The organism is Nocardioides iriomotensis (genome assembly GCF_004168035.1).
Taxonomy (GTDB): domain Bacteria; phylum Actinomycetota; class Actinomycetes; order Propionibacteriales; family Nocardioidaceae; genus Nocardioides_B; species Nocardioides_B iriomotensis.
Window position 1 is genome coordinate 141047 of sequence record NZ_SDPU01000012.1, and the last position, 19181, is coordinate 160227.

Consider the following 19181-nt stretch of genomic DNA (forward strand, 5'->3'; position numbering starts at 1 on the left):
CCGCGGGGCTCGCGGGGCGGGCGCTGAGGCGTCCGTCCCCGCGGCTCCGGTCTCCCACCACCGGCTGACGGCCGGCACAGAAAGGGTCCGCTCATGTGGCTCAAGGCCATCAACACGATCCTTACCGTCATCGTCGGCATCGGCGTGGCGGTCTTGCTCTACTGGCTCCTCAACAAGATCGCAGAGCTCCTGCCGTCGAGGCTCGAGGACAAGATCAAGCCCTGGCTCTACATCCTCCCGGCGTACCTCGCCCTCGTCGTCTACCTGATCTATCCCACGATCGTCGCGTTCATCAAGAGCTTCCAGGACGCGACGAGCACGGAGTGGGTCGGGTTCGCCAACTTCGAGGCGCTGCTCACCAACGCCGGCTTCCAGCAGACGCTCTTCAACACCGTGCTCTGGATGATCATCGTCCCGACGGTCACGATCATCCTGGGTCTCGGGATCGCGGTGCTCGCCGACCGGCTCCAACCCCGCTACGAGAACCTCTCGAAGACCATCGTCTTCATGCCGATGGCGATCAGCATGGTCGGCGCCGCCACGGTGTGGCGCTTCGTCTACGCGTACCGTCCCGCGGGGTCGGACCAGGTGGGCCTCCAGAACGCCATCATCACCAGTCTCGGCGGCGACCCGGTCCCGTGGCTGCAGCAGAGCCAGTTCCACCTCAACAGCCTGCTGCTGATGGTGATGCTGCTGTGGGCACAGATCGGCTTCGGCATGGTGCTGCTGTCGGGTGCGATCAAGGGCGTGCCCACCGACACGCTCGAGGCCGCCCGCATCGACGGCGCCGACGAGCGGCAGACCTTCTTCCGGGTCGTCGTGCCGCAGATCAAGGGCACGATCGTCACGGTCTTCATCACCACGCTGATCTCGGCCATGAAGACCTTCGACGTGGTCTACGTGATGACGTCGGGCCAGTTCAACACCAACATCCTGGGCGTCGAGTTCTACCGACAGCTGACCAGCAACTTCAACAACGGCGCGGCCTCGGCCATCGTCGTGCTGCTGCTGATCGCCACCTTCCCGGTGATGCTCTACCAGGTGAAGCACTTCCGCGAGGAGGCGGCGCGATGAGCGGCACGACCAGCACCACCCCGGCGACGGCCACCACGTCGCAGAAGACCCCGCGCAAGGCGCCGAGCAGCCGCGAGGGCAACCCCGCCAAGGCCGGCTGGTTCGCCCGGATCACCCTGGCCGTCATCTGCTTCCTGTGGATCGTGCCGGTCGTCGGTCTGTTCATCACGTCGTTCCGTGGTGAGACCGAGGCCAACAGCACCGGCTGGTGGACGGTGTTCACCAACCCCGGCGGCTTCGGCTTCGTCGGGTTCGACAACTACACCCAGGCGAACGCCACGGCCGATCTCGGGAACGCGTTCATCAACAGCGTGGCGATCGCGCTGCCGGCGACGTTCATCCCGCTGCTGGTCTCCGCGTTCGCGTCGTACGCGTTCACCTTCATGCACTTCCCCGGCCGGGACGCGCTGTTCCTGATCGTGGTCGCGCTGCTGGTGATCCCCAACTACGTCGCGTTCGTGCCGATCCTGGACCTCTACGGCAGCCTCGGACTCTCGGGCACGTTCCCGGCGGTGTGGTTGTTCCACATCGGGTTCGGCATGTCGCTGGCGATCTACATCCTGCGCAACTACATGGGGACGCTGCCGCTGAGCGTCATCGAGTCCGGACGCATCGACGGCGCCAGCCACTTCCAGACGTTCTGGCGCCTGATCCTGCCGATGTCCATGCCCGCCCTCGCGTCGTTCGCGATCTTCCAGTTCCTGTGGGTCTGGAACGACCTGTTCGTCGCGCTGGTGTTCATCGGCCCCGGCGAGAACTCCCCGATGACCGTCTCGATCCAGAACACCCTGCTGTCGCAGCAGGGCGCGGGCTGGAACCTCGTGACGGCGGGCGGCTTCTTCTCGATGATCGTGCCGATCATCGTGTTCCTCTCGATGCAGCGCTTCTTCGTCCGCGGACTGACCGCGGGCGCGGTGAAGGGCTGACCTTCCGGGAGGATCGACCAGCGCACGACCACGCGGGCGGCCGGGACGACTGTCCCGGCCGCCCGTGCCATGACCACCACCTCTCCCGCACCGAGGAGCCCCGAGCATGCTCTTCCCGCCCGACGCGACCCGGGTCACCGGCCTCGACCTCCGCGAGGACGACGGGCTGCCGTCCGTCCACTGGGTCGGGGTGGTGCCGGACGACCGCTTCGGAGGCGGCTCCGCCAGCGACGGCGGTCCGGGCACCCCGCTGCTGGGCGAGCACGCGCACGCCCGGTTCACCCGGCCGCACCTGCGCGGCCACCGGGTGGACCCCCAGGGCGGCACCGGCCGGTCCTGGACGACCCGCTTCGAGCCGCGCGCCACGACCGTCGACACCGTCGAGGACGACCCGCTGGTCCGCGCCCGGCTGCGGGTCGAGGCCGCCGACGAGGCGGCCGGGCTGTCGCTCGTCGCGGAGGTCGAGTCGGTCGCCGGCGGGGCGCTGCGGGTCCGCTACGCCCTGACCAACGACGCCACGGACAGCTACGTCGTCGACGGGCTCGAGGTCGCGCTGCCCGTCGCCGACCATCTCGTCGAGGTGCTCGACTTCACCGGCCGCCACGAGCGCGAGCGCTCCCCGCAGCGGCACCGGGTGACCGACGGGCTCTGGCTGCGCGAGAGCCGCGGCGGCCGCCCGGGCCTGGCCGCGGCCACGATGGTCGTCGTCGGTACGCCGGGCTTCGGCACGACGCACGGCGAGGTCGTCGGCGTGCACGTCGCCTGGAGCGGCAACTCGCTGCTGCGGGTGGAGCGCGACCCGGCCACCGCGACGACCGTGGGCGGCGGAGAGCTGCTCCAGCCCGGCGAGGTGGCGCTCTCCCCCGGCGCGACGTACACGACGCCCTGGGTGATCGTCGCCGCCGCCGACGACGGGCTCGACGGTCTCGCCGCGGGCTTCCACGGCTACCAGCGGGCCCTCGCCGCGCACCCGGCGCGCCAGCCGGTCGTGCTCAACGTCTGGGAGGCGGTCTACTTCGACCACGACCTCGACCGGCTCCAGGGCATCGCCGACCGGGCGGCCCGGGTCGGCGTCGAGCGGTTCGTCCTCGACGACGGCTGGTTCCGGAACCGCCGCGACGACAACGCCGGCCTCGGCGACTGGTGGGTCGACGAGGAGGTCTGGCCCGACGGGCTCACCCCGCTCGTGGACCACGTGCGCGAGCTGGGCATGGAGTTCGGGCTGTGGTTCGAGCCCGAGATGGTCAACCCCGACAGCGACCTGTTCCGCGCGCACCCCGACTGGATCCTCTCCTCCGGCGACCGGATGCCGCTGCCGCACCGCCAGCAGCAGGTGCTCGACCTCTCCCGGCCCGAGGTCTGGGACTTCCTGTTCGAGCGGGTGCACGCCGTGCTCGACGCCTACCCGATCTCCTACGTGAAGTGGGACCACAACCGCGAGCTGCTCGAGGCCGGCTCAGGCCGGGTCGGCGGCGCGCCGGCCGCGCGCGCCCAGACCGAGGGGTTCTACCGGCTGCTCGACGCGCTCGCCGAGGCGCACCCCGACGTCGCCTGGGAGTCCTGCGCCTCCGGCGGCGGCCGCGTCGACCTCGGTGTCGCGGAGCGGGTGCAGCGGTTCTGGACCTCCGACATGACCGACGCGGTCGCGCGGCAGCAGATCCAGCGCTGGACGACGCAGCTGCTGGCCCCGGAGTACGTCGGCGCGCACATCTCCTCGCACACCTCCCACACGACCGGACGCACGCTGACCCTCGACTTCCGCGCGGCCACGGCGCTGTTCGGGTCGTTCGGCATCGAGTGGGACCTCATGGAGGCCCAGGACGAGGACCTCGACGCCATCGCGCACTGGGTGGCGCGCTACCAGACGTTCCGCGGGCTGCTGCACTCCGGCCGGGTGGTGCGCCCGGAGTCGTCCGACCCGGCCGTGCTGCTGCACGGCGTCGTCGCGCAGGACGGCTCCGAGGCGCTGGTCGCGCACGTGCAGATGGACGAGTCGGCGCACAACCGCGGCGTGCACGTCCGGGTCCCCGGCCTCGACCCCACAGCGTCGTACCGGCTGGCGTGGGAAGGTCCGTATGACGAGAAGGAGGTCAGCATGTCGGCGCCGATGCCCGCGCACGGCCCGCTCGGCACGGACGAGGCGACCGGCAGCCTGCTGGACCTGCGCGGCTTCTGGATGCCGCGGCGCAAGCCGGAGACGGTCACGCTGGTGCACGTGACCCGGGTGTGAGCGCTACCGGTTGGTGATGCCGAGCCGGTTGCGGGTCGTGCCAGGGAGGTCCTTGCGCTTGACGTCGACGCCGGCCATCAGCGCCAGTCCCTTGATCCGGACGACCGGCGAGTCGGGGCGGATGTCGGGCGTGACCTTGGAGCGCGCCTCGCCGAACGCCCCCATGATGCCGACACCCTCGACGATCACCTGGGTCCACGGGTTCACGACGATCTCGACGCCGGCCATGATCGCGTAGGCCTCGATGACGGTCTCCTGCGCGGAGAACTGCGCCTCGCGCAGGTCGAGGGTGATGCTGCCCATCATCGTGAACGCGTTGTGCTTCGCCGGCACCTGCCAGACCCCGCGGCGGGTGCAGTCGCCCATGATCGAGAACGACGACTCGTGGACGGTGGCCGGCACCTGCGGCGCCTGCGGGCGCGGGGCGGGCGCGACGGCGTGCTGGACGCCGGCGACGGGCAGGTCGGCGGTGATCGGGACCAGGTCGCCGTAGGTCTTGGCGGCGTAGGTCGCCTCGAGCCGCTCGTCGAGCTCCTCGAGGTCGATGCGGCCCTCACCCGCGGCCTTGCGCAGCACCTCGGCGACCTTGTGGCGGTCGTCGTCGGAGATGCGCAGCCGGCTGGGGTCGCCCACCGGGCCCACCGGCCGCCGCTGCAGCCCACCCTGTCCGTCCATGCGGCCCAGCCTAATCGCTCGGATCCAGCGGGATTAGGCTCCTTCGACATGAGCGGCGATCCTCAGTTCCAGTACTCCGACCTCCTGCCGACCGGCGCCGACGAGACGCCGTACCGCCTGGTGACCACCGAGGGGGTCAGCACCTTCGAGGCCGGCGGCCAGCAGTTCCTGAAGGTCGAGCCCGAGGCGCTCCGGCTGCTCACCGACGAGGCGATGCACGACATCGCCCACTTCCTGCGTCCGGCTCACCTCGCGCAGCTGCGCCGGATCATCGACGACCCGGAGGCGAGCGGCAACGACCGGTTCGTCGCCCTGGACCTGCTCAAGAACGTCAACATCTCCGCCGGCGGCGTGCTGCCGATGTGCCAGGACACCGGCACCGCGATCGTGATGGGCAAGAAGTCCGAGCGCGTGCTCACCGGCGCCGACGACGGCGAGTGGATCAGCAAGGGCGTGTACGACGCGTACACCCGGCTGAACCTCCGCTACTCCCAGCTCGCGCCGCTGACGATGTGGGAGGAGAAGAACACCGGCACCAACCTGCCCGCGCAGGTCGAGCTCTACAGCACGCCCGGCACCGGCGACCCCGCCTACAAGTTCCTGTTCATGGCCAAGGGCGGGGGCTCCGCCAACAAGTCCTTCCTCTACCAGGAGACGAAGGCCGTCCTGAACCCCACGCGGATGCTGGAGTTCCTCGACGAGAAGATCCGCTCGCTCGGCACCGCCGCCTGCCCGCCGTACCACCTCGCGGTGGTCATCGGCGGCACCTCCGCGGAGTACGCGCTGAAGACCGCGAAGTACGCCTCCGCCCACTACCTCGACAACCTGCCGACCGAGGGCTCGATGTCCGCCCACGGCTTCCGGGACGTGGAGCTCGAGGAGGAGGTCTTCAAGCTCACCCAGTCGTTCGGGATCGGCGCGCAGTTCGGCGGCAAGTACTTCTGCCACGACGTCCGCGTCGTGCGGCTGCCCCGCCACGGCGCCTCCTGCCCGGTCGCGATCGCGGTGTCCTGCTCGGCCGACCGGCAGGCGCTCGGCAAGATCACCGCCGAGGGCGTGTTCCTCGAGCAGCTCGAGCGCGACCCGGCGAAGTACCTCCCCGACACCACCGACGAGAAGCTCTCGGTGTCCGGCTCCGAGGACGTCGTACGGATCGACCTCAACCGGCCGATGGACGAGATCCGGGCCGAGCTGTCGAAGCACCCGGTGAAGACCCGGCTGTCGCTGACCGGCCCGCTCGTCGTGGCGCGCGACATCGCGCACGCCAAGATCAAGGAGCGGCTCGACGCCGGCGAGGGCATGCCGCAGTACATGAAGGACCACGCCGTCTACTACGCCGGCCCGGCCAAGACGCCCGAGGGCTACGCCTCGGGCTCGTTCGGGCCGACGACGGCGGGCCGGATGGACTCCTACGTCGACCAGTTCCAGGCCGAGGGCGGCTCCATGGTGATGCTGGCCAAGGGCAACCGGTCCGTGCAGGTGACCCGCGCCTGCGACACCCACGGCGGCTTCTACCTCGGCTCGATCGGCGGCCCGGCCGCCCGGCTGGCGCAGGACTGCATCAAGCACGTCGAGGTGCTGGAGTACCCCGAGCTCGGCATGGAAGCGGTCTGGAAGATCGAGGTCGAGGACTTCCCGGCCTTCATCGTCGTGGACGACAAGGGCAACGACTTCTTCGCCGAGACGCAGAAGCCGATCGCGCTGACCGTCCGCACCCGCTCGGCCGAGAAGGTCTGAGCCGGTCCGGGCGCCGACCAGTCAGGCGGGGTCCCGCTCGCGCAGCACCTCACGTCGCCGTGCCCGGTATCGACCGGTCGACTCCCCGACGGGGGCGGGGTGGCGGTGACCGGGCCCGCCGAGGTGGCACGAGAGGATGAGGCCGTGACGGCAGTACGGCTCAGCGACGTGGCGGCCCGTGCCGGCGTCTCGGTCAAGACCGTCAGCAACGTGGTGAACGGCTACGAGCACGTCCGCCCGGAGACCCGGGCCCGGGTGCAGGCCGCCCTCGACGAGCTCGGCTACCGGCCCAACCTCTCCGCGCGCAGCCTTCGGCAGGGCCGCTCCGGCCTCGTCGCCCTGGCCGTCCCCGCGCTCGACGTGCCCTACTTCGCCGAGCTCGCGAGCTCGGTCGTCGCCGCGGCCACCGAGCTGGGCTGGACCGTCCTGGTCGACCAGACCGACGGCGACGCCGGCCGGGAGCGCGACGTCGCCGCCGGGCTGAGCGGGCACCTGATCGACGGTCTGATCCTCAGTCCCGTCGCCCTCGGCGCGGCCGACCTGCGCCGCAGCGAGCGGGACGTGCCGCTGGTGCTCATCGGCGAGCGGATCAGCGACGGCGCCATCGACCACGTCGCCGTCGACAACGTCGCGGCGTCCCGCACCGCGACCGAGCACGTGCTCTCGCTCGGCCGCACCCGAGTCGCCGCGCTCGGCTTCCAGGCCGCGGACCACGCGCACTCGGGGGTCGCTGCGCTGCGGCGCCAGGGGTACGTCGCCGCGCTCGGCGCCGCGGGCCTCGCGGCGGACCCGACCTGGACCCCCGAGATCAGCAGCTACACCCGGGCCGAGGGCGCCGCGGCCACCGAGGCCCTGCTGGCGGGGGCCGAGCGGCCGGACGCGATCTTCGCCTTCAACGACGAGCTCGCCCTCGGCGCCCTGCACGTGCTGGCCCGGCACGGCCTCCGGGTGCCCGACGACGTCGCGGTCGTGGGGTTCGACGACATCGAGGACGGCCGCTACGCGAACCCGCCGCTCAGCACCGTCTCCCCCGACAAGGCCGCGCTGGCCCGCGAGGCCGTGCAGCTGCTGCAGCGGCGGATCGCCGAGCCGTCGACGCCGACCCGCGACGTCCAGGTGCCCTTCGAGCTGCTCGCCCGCGACTCCACGATCGGCCGCCGGTAGCCTGGCCCGCCATGGGGGACCACTTCTCGCTCGACGTCGACGCCGACGTCGTCGCGGCGGCGGCGCGCCGGCTCGGTGAGCGCGGCGACCACCTCCGCGGCCGGGGCCGGACGACGAGCTCGGCGCCCGACCGCTGGCGGTCCGGCTGGTCGAGCAGGACGTCGACCACCGTCGGCGAGGAGGCCAGGACGCTGGGCGGACACCTGACCACGTTCGCCGGGAAGCTCGACGCCGCCGGCGACGCGGTCGGCCGGCTCGCCGAGGATCTCGCGCACGCCCAGGGCGTCGAGATCCCCGACCTCAACCGGCGCTGGGCCGCGGCGGACGCCGCCTACGACGACGCGGTCGCCGCGGCCGACGCACGCCACGACCGGCAGGTGGCCGGCATCCCCGCGGACACCCCGCCCCAGGTGCGCCGGATGATCCGAATGGACCTCGACGACTCGCGCACGTCGGGCGTCTCGTCGGCGAGCACGGCGCGCACCGCCGCCCAGGACAAGCTGACCCTCGAGTTCGACGACGTCCGCGACCGGCTCCGGCGGCACGCCGTCCGGGTCTCCCAGGCGCTCACGCAGGCGGTCGCCGTACCCGTGCCGCCGGCGCTCGTCGCGGCCTACCGCGCCGCGCAGGGCAACGTGCTCGCCCAGTGGCTGTGGAACCGCGGCGGCAGCGCCCTGACCGACCTGCTGACCGCGGCGGAGCAGCAGCTCGGCGGCCCGATGGACGAGCTGGCCGGCCGGCTGCAGGACCCGCCCGACGACTACGCCGGGATCCAGGCGCTGCTGGCCCGGGCCCGCGAGCTCGGGGTGCCGCCGGACCAGTACGCCCCGACGCTGCGGGAGTACTGGAACCACCGCGCGGCCGAGGTGGCCGGCATCGACCTCGCCGCCTGGGACCCGACCCTGGGCGCCGACGCCAACCGCGACATCATCGTCGAGGTCTACGAGTACTACGCCCGGCTCTACCTCGACCACCCCGACCTGCAGTGGGCCGGCATGGCGAACATGATCGGCCCGTCGTTCGCGGCCGGCTTCTTCGACCTCGCGCAGTTCCGCCGCATCGGCGAGTCCGTCGGCGACCTCCCGCCGGCGTTGCGCGGCGCGGTGCCCCCGGGCGTGGACCAGCTCGCGGACCTCAGCGTCGAGGAGCTGCGGTTCTTCGAGACGACCTTCCTCGACATGCAGCAGCAGATCTTCTTCGACCAGGGCGCGATGCACCAGGCGTACGTCGACGGCGGGATGGCGGCGATCGAGGAGATGGTCGCGGCCGGGATCATCCCGCCCGAGATCGGCGATGCCTGGGCCGACGTGGACAGCGGCGTACCGGCGCGGGTCGCGGCCGGCAACGTGCGGTTCCTGCTGCGCGAGCAGCAGGACATCATCGACGACGACTACCAGGTGATGTACGACCACTCCCCGACCGGGCCCGCGATGACCTGGGCGATGACGTTGATCGGCGCGCCGTCGATCCCCGACGCCCAGGGCTACGCCGACGTCTTCCCGCTCACCGTCGGCTTCGACACGCCCGGCCCCGAGAACATCGGCACCCCGAGCTCGATCTTCGGCCGGCCGATCCCGCACGTCTCCGTCGACAACCCGACGCAGGTGCACGTCACGGTGGAGACGCCGCTGCCCGACGGCAACATCGCCCACTTCGACGACCGGTGGGCGCTGATCGAGCAGGACACCCTGCCGCGCTACCAGGACCTGCTGGCGCGGGACCCCGACCGGGCCCGCGCCATCATCGGCAGCAGCGTCGAGGACCGGATCGCCGACTATCGGATGACCGAGCGGATCGACGAGATCATCGGGCAGATGCTGGACTGGGACGTCGATGTCGACCAGTAGCCGCCCTGTCGGACCACCCACCAGGAGGACCGTGCGCACGCTCGGGAGCGCCCTCACCGCCCTCGCCCTGACCCTCACCCTCGGAGGCTGCAACGTGACCGTCGGCAACTCGGACCGCCAGGCCCAGCGCGACGCGATCGCCGACGTGGTCGGCGACGGCGAGCTCACCCTCGACCTGTCGTCACCGCCCTCGCGCGACGACCTCGCGCTGGCCGAGGGGCGCAGGACCGTGATCCTCGAGCGCGAGGGCGGCCAGCCCTACGACCTCACCGTGGTGTTCGGCGACGGCACCCGGCTCGCCACGAGCGTCGAGTGGATCAGCGTCACCGCCCCCGACGCCGAGAGCGACCCGACCCAGCTGGTGGCCCGCCGGGCGGGTGACGACCTCGACGGTGTCCGGGTGGCGCTCGACGAGGCCGTCGCCGACCTCGGCGTCGACGCGGGCGAGGCCGACCGGGTCTACGGCGACGTCGCCGGGGCCGGCGGGGGCGCCGCCGACGTGCAGCGCAGCGTCACCACGTCGGTCTCCGCCCCCGAGCGGCTGAGCATCCAGCCGATCGGCAAGGCGAACCGTGAGGAGTACGTCGTCAACTACACCGTCGAGTGGGGCCGCTCGTGACCGACCAGCCGATCCACGTCGACCCCGCGGTGCTCGCGGGCGTCAAGGACGAGTTCCGCGCGCTCGGCCGCGAGCTGCGCGACGCGCCCGATGGGGTACGCCGCGACGCGGCGCGGGTGCGGGAGGGGGCCGGCGAGCTCGGCGACCTCCTCGCCGACGGCGTCGCGGCCTTCGAGCTGTCCTGGCAGGCCGCGTTCGACGCGACCAGCGAGACCTCCGGCCACATCGCCGCGAACGTCGGCGGGTTCACCCTCGACCTCGAGGCGCTCGACCTCGGCAACAGCTGACGGATGGCCTCCGAACAGGTCGCTCGCGCCGAGTCCGAGCGGGGCGAGGTCGTGCTGCTGCGGCGCGAGTCCGGCGCGGTCGAGCTGCGGGTCAACGGCGTGTTCGTCATGGACACCGTCGAGACGTCCACCGAGCAGGCGCTGGCGACCCGGGCGCTCGCCGTCGTCAACGAGCCCCGGGCCGTCCTCGTCGGCGGGCTCGGCCTCGGCTTCACCGCCCACGCGGTGCTCGCCGACCCGCGGGTCGAGAAGGTCGCGGTCGTCGAGATCGAGGAGGCACTCGTCGGCTGGATGCGCGACGGGACCGTGCCGCACGGACCGTCCTACCTCGCCGACGAGCGGCTGACGGTCGTGGTCGCGGACGTCCGCGCCGCCGTCGCCGAGGCCACCCCGGCGTCGTACGACCTCGTGCTGCTGGACGTCGACAACGGCCCCGGCTACCTCGTCCACGACAGCAACGCGGAGGTGTACGGCGCGACGTTCCTGCGCCGGGTGCACGACCTGCTACGGCCCGGCGGCGCCCTCGTCGTCTGGTCGGCGGCCGCCGCGCCGGAGCTCGGCGAGGCGGTCGCGGAGGTGTTCGGCGCGGTGGTGCCGGTGCCGTTCGACGTCGACCTGCAGGGGCGGGCCGAGCACTACTGGCTGTACCGGGCCCGTCGCTGACCCGCGCTAACGTCGGTCGCATGGCGCGCATCGAGCACGACAGCATGGGTGAGGTCGAGGTCCCGGACGAGGCGCTCTGGCGGGCGCAGACGCAGCGGGCGGTCGAGAACTTCCCGATCAGCGGCACCCGGCTGGAGGCCGACCACGTCAAGGCGCTCGCGCAGGTCAAGGCCGCGGCCGCGAAGGTCAACGCCGACCTCGGAGTCATCGGCGCCAAGCAGGCGCAGGCGATCCGCGACGCCGCCGCCGCGATCGTCGACGGCGAGCACCTCGACCACTTCCCGATCGACGTGTTCCAGACCGGCTCCGGCACCTCGTCGAACATGAACATGAACGAGGTCCTCGCCTCGCTCGCCGCCCGCGCCGGCGTCGACGTGCACCCCAACGACCACGTCAACGCCAGCCAGTCGAGCAACGACACGTTCCCGACCTCGATCCACGTCGCCGCGACGAGCGCCACGACCCACCAGCTGCTGCCCGCGCTCGACCACCTCGCGTCCACGCTGGAGGCCAAGGCCGACGAGTTCGCCGAGACGGTGAAGGCCGGCCGCACGCACCTCATGGACGCGACACCGGTGATGCTCGGGCAGGAGCTCGGCGGGTACGCCGCCGCCCTGCGCCTCGGCATCGAGCGGCTCGAGGCCGTGCTCCCCCGCGTCGCCGAGCTGCCCCTCGGCGGCACCGCCGTCGGCACCGGCATCAACACGCCGCCGGGCTTCGCCGCCGCCGTGATCGAGGAGCTCGCGTCGAGCACCGGGCTGCCGTTCACCGAGGCCCGCAACCACTTCGAGGCACAGGGTGCGCGCGACGGCCTCGTCGAGCTCTCCGGCCAGCTCCGCACGGTCGCCGTGTCGCTGACCAAGCTGTGCAACGACCTGCGCTGGATGTCGTCCGGCCCGCGCACCGGCCTCGCCGAGATCAGCCTGCCCGACCTGCAGCCCGGGTCGAGCATCATGCCCGGCAAGGTCAACCCGGTCCTCCCCGAGGCCACCCTCATGGTCTGCGCCCAGGTGGTCGGCAACGACGCCACCGTCGCGTGGGCCGGCGCGTCCGGGTCGTTCGAGCTGAACGTGATGATGCCGGTGATGGCGCGCGCCGTGCTCGAGTCGATCCGCCTGCTGTCCACCTCGACCCGGCTGCTCGCCGACCGCTGCGTCGCGGGCATCACCGCCCACGAGGACCGGATGCGCACCTACGCCGAGTCGTCACCGTCGGTGGTCACGCCGCTCAACCGCTACATCGGCTACGAGGAGGCCGCCAAGGTCGCCAAGAAGGCGCTCGCCGAGGAGAAGACGATCCGCGAGGTCGTCGTGGAGCTGGGGTACGTCGAGCGCGGCGACCTGACCGAGCAGCAGCTCGACGAGGCCCTCGACGTCGCCCGGATGACCCACCCCTAGCCCGAGGGCGGCCGCTCGTCGATGTGCGGACGCCACCCTGCGGCGACATCCGCGCGCGTCCTCGGATCGGCGGCGGATCAGTACCAGTTGTTGGACTGCTTGAAGTCCCAGGCGGCGCAGGGGGTGCCGTAGCTGGACCGGATGTAGTCCAGCCCCCACTCGATCTGCGTGACCGGGTTGGTCATGTAGTCGGCGGGCATGTCGTGCGTCTCGGTCAGCGCCTGCGGGATGCCGTAGGCGCTGGAGCTCGGGTTGTCCGCGTGCGGGTCCCAGCCGGACTCGCTCATGTAGAGCGCGTCGAGGCAGCTGAACTGGTCCTGCGAGAAGCCGTACTTCGGGAGCAGCTGCCGCGCGATGTCACGCGGGTCGGCGTCGGAGAGGTCCTCCGTGCGGGTCGCCTGACCGCCGGAGGTCTGGCCGAGGGAGGCCAGCTTGTCCTGGTCGACGGCGGTACGGCGGTCGCCGCGGGAGACGGCCTGGGCGTCACGGCCGGCGAGGGCGGAGTCGCCCGCGGTACCGGCGGCGTCACGGTCGAGCTGCGGGGCGGCACGGAGCGCGGCATGGGCAGGCTCGCTGGCGGCGTCCTGCTGGGCGAGGACACCGGAGGTCACGGCGATGCCGGTGGTGGCCACGGCCACACCGGAGAACATCACCGTCTTCTTGATGCCCTTCTTGACGGAGGGCTCGGGCGCGGGGCCTCGGTGCTTCGGGACGTACTCGTCACGTCGGGGCACAGGGGTATCTCGCTGACGTCGACTGCAGGGGGACAAACGTGACGGGGCCCACGAAAGGGCCCCGTTTCGAACCTCCACCGTGCCTGACGGGCGTGTCGGGACGCAAGTCGGGCTCCCGAGGGCACGCGTGGCGTGTGCCCGGCACCACACCCGGCCGGCACGGTGGAGGCCTCGATCAGACGGTCACGTTCTCGAGCATCTCGGTGACCAGCGCGGCGATCGGCGACCGCTCCGAGCGGGTCAGCGTGACGTGCGCGAACAGCGGGTGGCCCTTGAGCTTCTCGACCACCGCCACGATCCCGTCGTGCCGGCCGACGCGCAGGTTGTCGCGCTGCGCCACGTCGTGGGTCAGCACCACCTTGGAGTTGGCGCCGATCCGGGACAGCACCGTGAGCAGCACGTTGCGCTCCAGGGACTGCGCCTCGTCGACGATCACGAACGCGTCGTGCAGGGAGCGGCCGCGGATGTGCGTGAGCGGCAGCACCTCGAGCATCCCGCGGTCGAGCACCTCGTCGATGACGTCGGAGGAGGTGAGCGCGCCGAGGGTGTCGAACACCGCCTGGCCCCAGGGCGACATCTTCTCGGACTCGCTGCCCGGCAGGTAGCCGAGCTCCTGGCCCCCGACGGCGAACAGCGGCCGGAACACCACGACCTTCTTGTGCTGGCGGCGCTCCATCACCGCCTCCAGCCCGGCGCACAGCGCCATCGCCGACTTGCCGGTGCCGGCGCGGCCGCCGAGCGACACGATCCCGACCTCCGGGTCGAGCAGCATCTCGAGCGCGATGCGCTGCTCGGCGGAGCGGCCGTGCACGCCGAACGCGTCCCGGTCGCCGCGGACGAGGTGCACGCGCTTGTCGGCCTTGACCCGGCCGAGCGCGCTGCCCCGGTCGGACAGCAGCACCAGGCCGGTGTGGCAGGGCAGGACGCGGGCGTCCTCGAGGTCGATCACGCCGTCGTCGTACAGCTCGTCGAGGTCGGTCGACACCACCTCGAGCTCGGTCATGCCGGTCCAACCGGACTCGGCGGCAAGCTCGGCGAGGTACTCCTCGGCGTCGAGGCCGACCGCCGACGCCTTGATCCGCATCGGCAGGTCCTTGGAGACCAGCGTGACCGCGCGGCCCTCGTTGGCGAGGTTGCGGGCGACCGCGAGGATGCGGGAGTCGTTGTCGCCGAGGCGGAAGCCGCTCGGCAGCGACTCGGGGTCGGTGTGGTTCAGCTCGACCCGGATCGAGCCGCCTTTCTCACCGACGGGGACGGGCTCGTCGAGGCGGCCGTGGGTGACGCGCAGCTCGTCGAGACGCCGCAGCGCGGCGCGGGCGAAGTAGCCCAGCTCGGGGTGGTGGCGCTTGCCCTCCAGCTCGGTGATGACGACGACGGGGAGCACGACCTCGTGCTCCTCGAAGCGGTACAGCGCGCCGGGGTCGGCGAGCAGCACGCTGGTGTCCAGCACGTAGGTGCGCACGGCCGGGTCGACCCGGTCGGTCGCGCTGGTCGGGCTGGTGGCGCCGGCGGTGGCGGCCCGTGTGCGGGCCCGTCCCCCTCCGGCAGTACGGCGGGCGGCGGTGCCCGCCGACGACGCGGGCGATGCCGAGGTGCTCTTGTTTGCAGCCACGCTACGTCCCCTCGCAGACCGGCACGCGCACTCGCGTCCCGGTCCTGGTCAGATCACGCCGTTGGACCGGGAGCGGGCCCGAAAGTCCGAGTGCGGACCTCCGGTGTTGCTAGGTCGTGAAGGTTCACGAACGGGCCTCCCGAGACGGCCGGCTTCCCCACCGACCGTCCCTTCGAAGGTAAGCGGCGGGGGCGTCGCGCGTGGGCAGACACGCCCGATCGCGTGTGTCGGGAAGGTAAAACGTTGGTGGCCGGGGTGGTGGTGAGCCGGGGACTCAGGCCCCGAACCGGCGGTTGCGCTCGGAGTAGGCCCGCAGCGCACGCAGGAAGTCGACCCGGCGGAAGTCGGGCCAGTAGGCCTCGCAGAAGTAGAACTCGCTCTGCGCGCTCTGCCAGAGCAGGAAGCCGCCGAGCCGCTGCTCCCCGGACGTGCGGATCACCAGGTCGGGGTCGGGCTGGCCCTTGGTGTAGAGGTGCTCGGCGATGTGCTCGACGTCGATCACCTCCGCGAGCTCCTCGATCGACGTGCCCCGGGAGGCCTGCTCCTGGAGCAGCGACCGGACGGCGTCGGCGATCTCGCGGCGACCGCCGTACCCGACGGCGATGTTGACCAGCAGCCCGTCGATGTCCCGGGTCTCGTCGGCCGCCTCCTTGAGCCGGCGCGCGGTGTCGGCGGGCAGCAGGTCGAGCGCGCCCACCGGGTTGAGCCGCCACCGCCGCTGAGCGGCCAGGTCGGCGACGGCCTCCTCGATGATCACCAGCAGGTTGCGCAGCTCGTCGGCGGGGCGGTTGAGGTTGTCCGTCGACAGCAGCCACAGCGTGACCACCTCGACGCCGAGCTCCTCGCACCACTCCAGCAGGGGCGAGATGTTCGCGGCCCCGGCCCGGTGCCCGTGGGCGGCGTCGCGCCCGACCGCGCGGGCCCAGCGGCGGTTGCCGTCGAGCATGACGCCGACGTGCTTGGGCAGCTTGTCGGGCTGGAGCCGACGGACGAGGCGACGTTCGTAGGCCGGGTAGAGCACCCGCCGCGCGCCTTGCTTCCAGTCCGCCACGACCCACCACCATACTCGCGAAACCGTCAGGGACCCGTGCCCCACCTGTGAGGGTTCCGTGCGGGTTCGGCTCGGCCCGTGACGGCCGACACGAAGCCGCGACAACCGTTGCCCAGGCTCGCTACCGTCGGGTACATGACCGACGCGCACCCCTCGGGTACGGCGGGCCCCCGCTCCGCCGCAGGCCGCCTGGGCGACCAGGTGGACCGCATGGCCGGGCACGTGCGCGAGGCGTTCGACGAGGTCAAGCCGCGGCTGCGTGGCTGGCTGCACCTGGTCACCGCCCCCCTGGCCCTGGCGGCCGGCATCGTGCTGGTGGCGCTCTCCCCCAACGCCACCACCCGCGTCGGGTCGGCGGTGTTCGCCGGCACCGCGATGGTGCTGTTCACGGTCTCCGCGATCTACCACCGCGGCCGCTGGAGTCCCCGCATCTGGGCGTTCCTGCGGCGCTTCGACCACGCCAACATCTTCCTGCTCATCGCCGGCACCTACACGCCCTTCTCGCTGCTGCTGCTCGAGGGCCGCAACCAGGTCATCCTGCTGACGACCGTGTGGACCGGCGCCGTGCTCGGCGTGCTGTTCCGGGTGTTCTGGACGGGCGCGCCGCGCTGGCTCTACACCCCGATCTACCTGGCGCTGGGCTGGGCGGCGGTCTTCTTCTTCCGCGACTTCGTGCACGGCACCGGCGCGGCCGTGCTGACCCTGATGATCGTCGGCGGCGGGCTCTACACGCTGGGCGGGTTGGTCTACGGCTTCAAGAAGCCGGACCCGTTCCCGCGCTGGTTCGGCTTCCACGAGGTGTTCCACACGCTCACCATCGCGGCGTTCGTGACCCACTACGTCGGCGTCTCCATCGCGACGTACAGCCTGCGCTGACACTCCCTGAGACGCGCCGAAACACCCCTTTACTCGGCTTCGGCACCGGCGTACCGTCGAACGATCAGAAGATTCTGAGCGGGAGGTGTTGCCCTTGCCACGCAGCCCACAGCGATCGCACCACGAGCCCGAAGGGCCGTGAACGATCCCGCAAGAACCGACCGGAGGGAAGGCGCGACTCGCGCCTTCCCTCCGCTCTGTTCCGGGCCCGTTCCGGGCAGATCCGGCCGGCCGTGTCAGGCCAGCAGCGCGCGCAGCTCCTCGACCGTGGTGACCGGGCGGTCGCACACCATCCCGCGGCAGACGTACGCCGCCGCGCGCCCGTCGACCAGGCCGCGCCCCGCGAGCAGCGGCAGCGCACCCGGCTCGTCCGGCCGGCCCGCCGCGACGACCAGGCCGGGCCGGCTGCTCGCCCACGCGGTGGCGACGAGGTCGCGGTGACCGGGGTCGTCCGGGTCGCCCACGACCGCCACCTCCAGCGGGCCGTCGAGCACCGCCTCGGCGGCCGCGAGCGACCAGCCCGCGAACCGCGGCGCCCGCTCGGCCAGCGTGCGGACGTGCCGCAGCGCCTCCTCGGCGGCGTCGCGGTGCCGGCCCGACCCGGTGACGGCGGCGTAGCGCACCAGCGCGTGCACGAGCGCGGACTGGCCCGACGGGCTGGCGTTGTCGCTGGGGTCGCGGGGCCGGGCCACCAGCGCCTCGGCGTCGTCCGCGGTGTCGTGGAAACCGCCGTCGTCGGCGGCGAAAGCGTCCAGCGCCCGGTCGAGCAGCGCCTCGGCGTGGTCGAACCAGGCCCGCTCGCCGGTCACCGCGTGCAGGACCAGCAGCCCGTGCGCGACGAGGGCGTGGTCCTCCAGCACCCCGGCGTGCCGGCCGGCGATGCCGTCGCGTGAGACCCGCAGCAGCCGGTCGCCGTCGAGGTGCACGTCGACGAGCAGCCGGGCGGCCGCCACGGCCGCGTCGACGTACTCCGGCTCGTCCAGCACCGCGCCGGCCTCGGCGAGCGCGGCGACCGCGAGGCCGTTCCAGGCGGCGACCACCTTGTCGTCCCTCGCCGGGTGCGTGCGGCTGGCGGCGCGGTGGGCGGCGAGCCGCTCCCGCAGCACCGCCCAGCGGGCCGGGTCGCGGTCCTCGCGCAGCTGCAGGGTCGACATGCCGTGCTCGAAGGTGCCCGCGTCGGTGACCGACAGCAGCCCGGCGGCCCAGGCACCGTCGTCCGCCCCGAGCACCTCGACCACCTCGGCCGGCGTCCAGGCGTAGAACTTCCCCTCGACGCCGTCGGTGTCCGCGTCGAGCGCCGACGCGAACCCGCCCTCGGCCGTGCGCAGCTCGTCGAGCAGGAACCGGGCGGTCTCCCGCACGACGCGGGCCGCGAGGTCGCCGCCGCCCTGCCGCCACCAGTGCGTGTAGACGGCGAGCAGCTGAGCGTTGTCGTAGAGCATCTTCTCGAAGTGCGGCACGACCCAGCCGGCGTCGACGGAGTAGCGGGCGAAGCCGCCGTCGAGCTGGTCGTAGATCCCGCCGCGCGCCATCGCGGTCAGCGTCGCGCCGGCGAGGTTGGCCGGCAGCGCCTCGCCGGTGCGTGCGGCGTGGCGCAGCAGCAGCTCGAGGACCATCGACGGGGGGAACTTCGGCGCCCCGCCGAAGCCGCCGTTGCGGGCGTCGTACTCCGACGCGAGCGTGCGTACGGCGCCCGCCACGACGTCGTCGTCGAGCGGCTGCTCGCCCACGGCCATGGTCGCGCCGCGGAGGTGCTCGCCGATGTCGCCGGCGACCCGGGTCACCTCGTCGCGCCGGTCGCGCCACGCCTGCGCGAGCGCCTCGAGCACCTGCCGGAAGGCGGGCTGGCCGTGCCGCGGCTGGTCCGGGAAGTAGGTCCCGGCGAAGAACGGCTCACCGTCCGGGGTGAGCACGACCGTCATCGGCCAGCCGCCCTGGCCGGTCATCGCGGTGGTCGCGGACATGTAGACCGCATCGACGTCGGGCCGCTCCTCGCGGTCGACCTTCACGTTGACGAAGTGGTCGTTCATGAACGCCGCCGTCGCCTCGTCCTCGAAGGACTCGTGCGCCATCACGTGGCACCAGTGGCAGGCGGCGTACCCGACGCTGAGCAGCACGGGGCGGTCGGTCGCGCGCGCCTCCGTGAACGCCTCGTCCGACCACTCCCACCAGTGCACGGGGTTGTCGGCGTGCTGGAGGAGGTAGGGCGAGGTGGCTCGGCTCAGCCGGTTCGGCATGGTGGTTCGTCCCGTCGTCGCTGGACGTGCAGTTCGGCACCGCACGGTATCC

Annotated in this window: 16 protein-coding genes; 11 read left to right on the forward strand and 5 right to left on the reverse strand. The window is 72.3% G+C overall.

Going from position 1 to position 19181, the window contains the following annotated elements:
* Positions 1–93: 93 nt before the first annotated feature.
* The 3 genes from ETU37_RS04680 (at position 94) to ETU37_RS04690 (ending at position 4230) form a co-directional block, all read left to right on the forward strand.
* The gene (locus tag ETU37_RS04680; protein ID WP_129985801.1) at positions 94–1074 is read left to right on the forward strand and encodes a carbohydrate ABC transporter permease; all 981 of its coding nucleotides are present in this window, start codon (positions 94–96) and stop codon (positions 1072–1074) included.
* Positions 1071–2000 carry a carbohydrate ABC transporter permease gene (locus ETU37_RS04685; protein ID WP_129985803.1) on the forward strand — a complete coding sequence of 310 codons (930 nt, stop codon included), beginning with the start codon at positions 1071–1073 and terminating at the stop codon, positions 1998–2000. The genes ETU37_RS04680 and ETU37_RS04685 overlap by 4 nt, the downstream gene beginning before the upstream one ends.
* Before the next feature lie 106 nt (positions 2001–2106).
* The gene (locus tag ETU37_RS04690) at positions 2107–4230 is read left to right on the forward strand and encodes an alpha-galactosidase (RefSeq protein WP_129985805.1); all 2124 of its coding nucleotides are present in this window, start codon (positions 2107–2109) and stop codon (positions 4228–4230) included.
* Positions 4231–4233: 3 nt separating this feature from the next.
* On the opposite strand, the gene ETU37_RS04695 is transcribed toward ETU37_RS04690, so the two are convergent.
* Complete coding sequence (locus tag ETU37_RS04695; RefSeq protein WP_129985807.1) at positions 4234–4905, reverse strand: DUF1707 SHOCT-like domain-containing protein; 672 nt, start codon at positions 4903–4905, stop codon at positions 4234–4236.
* Positions 4906–4953: 48 nt separating this feature from the next.
* Between ETU37_RS04695 and ETU37_RS04700 the strand changes: the two genes are divergently transcribed.
* The 7 genes from ETU37_RS04700 (at position 4954) to ETU37_RS04730 (ending at position 12619) form a co-directional block, all read left to right on the forward strand.
* Positions 4954–6642 carry a fumarate hydratase gene (locus ETU37_RS04700; protein WP_129985809.1) on the forward strand — a complete coding sequence of 563 codons (1689 nt, stop codon included), beginning with the start codon at positions 4954–4956 and terminating at the stop codon, positions 6640–6642.
* Positions 6643–6786: 144 nt separating this feature from the next.
* A complete protein-coding gene (locus ETU37_RS04705) occupies positions 6787–7806 on the forward strand; it encodes a LacI family DNA-binding transcriptional regulator (protein WP_129985811.1) in 1020 nt (339 codons plus the stop codon).
* A gap of 11 nt (positions 7807–7817) precedes the next feature.
* The gene (locus tag ETU37_RS04710; protein WP_129985813.1) at positions 7818–9653 is read left to right on the forward strand and encodes a WXG100 family type VII secretion target; all 1836 of its coding nucleotides are present in this window, start codon (positions 7818–7820) and stop codon (positions 9651–9653) included.
* Between the two features lie 31 nt (positions 9654–9684).
* Complete coding sequence (locus ETU37_RS04715; RefSeq protein ID WP_129985815.1) at positions 9685–10272, forward strand: hypothetical protein; 588 nt, start codon at positions 9685–9687, stop codon at positions 10270–10272.
* The gene (locus ETU37_RS04720) at positions 10269–10559 is read left to right on the forward strand and encodes a hypothetical protein (protein ID WP_129985817.1); all 291 of its coding nucleotides are present in this window, start codon (positions 10269–10271) and stop codon (positions 10557–10559) included. Before ETU37_RS04715 ends, ETU37_RS04720 begins: the two co-directional genes overlap by 4 nt.
* Before the next feature lie 3 nt (positions 10560–10562).
* Complete coding sequence (locus tag ETU37_RS04725; protein ID WP_129985819.1) at positions 10563–11222, forward strand: spermine/spermidine synthase domain-containing protein; 660 nt, start codon at positions 10563–10565, stop codon at positions 11220–11222.
* Positions 11223–11242: 20 nt separating this feature from the next.
* A complete protein-coding gene (locus ETU37_RS04730; protein WP_129985821.1) occupies positions 11243–12619 on the forward strand; it encodes a class II fumarate hydratase in 1377 nt (458 codons plus the stop codon).
* Between the two features lie 77 nt (positions 12620–12696).
* Here ETU37_RS04730 and ETU37_RS04735 read toward each other — a convergent pair whose 3' ends face one another.
* The 3 genes from ETU37_RS04735 to ETU37_RS04745 form a co-directional block, all read right to left on the reverse strand.
* Complete coding sequence (locus ETU37_RS04735; RefSeq protein ID WP_129985823.1) at positions 12697–13353, reverse strand: aggregation-promoting factor C-terminal-like domain-containing protein; 657 nt, start codon at positions 13351–13353, stop codon at positions 12697–12699.
* 175 nt (positions 13354–13528) lie between these two features.
* The gene (locus tag ETU37_RS04740; protein ID WP_206053733.1) at positions 13529–14815 is read right to left on the reverse strand and encodes a PhoH family protein; all 1287 of its coding nucleotides are present in this window, start codon (positions 14813–14815) and stop codon (positions 13529–13531) included.
* A 424-nt stretch (positions 14816–15239) separates the two neighbouring features.
* On the reverse strand, positions 15240–16016 hold the full coding sequence (locus ETU37_RS04745) for an isoprenyl transferase (protein WP_129985827.1): 777 nt from the start codon (positions 16014–16016) through the stop codon (positions 15240–15242).
* 135 nt (positions 16017–16151) lie between these two features.
* Between ETU37_RS04745 and trhA the strand changes: the two genes are divergently transcribed.
* Positions 16152–16892 carry a PAQR family membrane homeostasis protein TrhA gene (gene trhA / locus ETU37_RS04750; RefSeq protein WP_240755546.1) on the forward strand — a complete coding sequence of 247 codons (741 nt, stop codon included), beginning with the start codon at positions 16152–16154 and terminating at the stop codon, positions 16890–16892.
* Positions 16893–17128: 236 nt separating this feature from the next.
* On the opposite strand, the gene ETU37_RS04755 is transcribed toward trhA, so the two are convergent.
* Complete coding sequence (locus ETU37_RS04755; protein WP_129985829.1) at positions 17129–19129, reverse strand: thioredoxin domain-containing protein; 2001 nt, start codon at positions 19127–19129, stop codon at positions 17129–17131.
* Between the last annotated feature and the right edge of the window lie 52 nt (positions 19130–19181).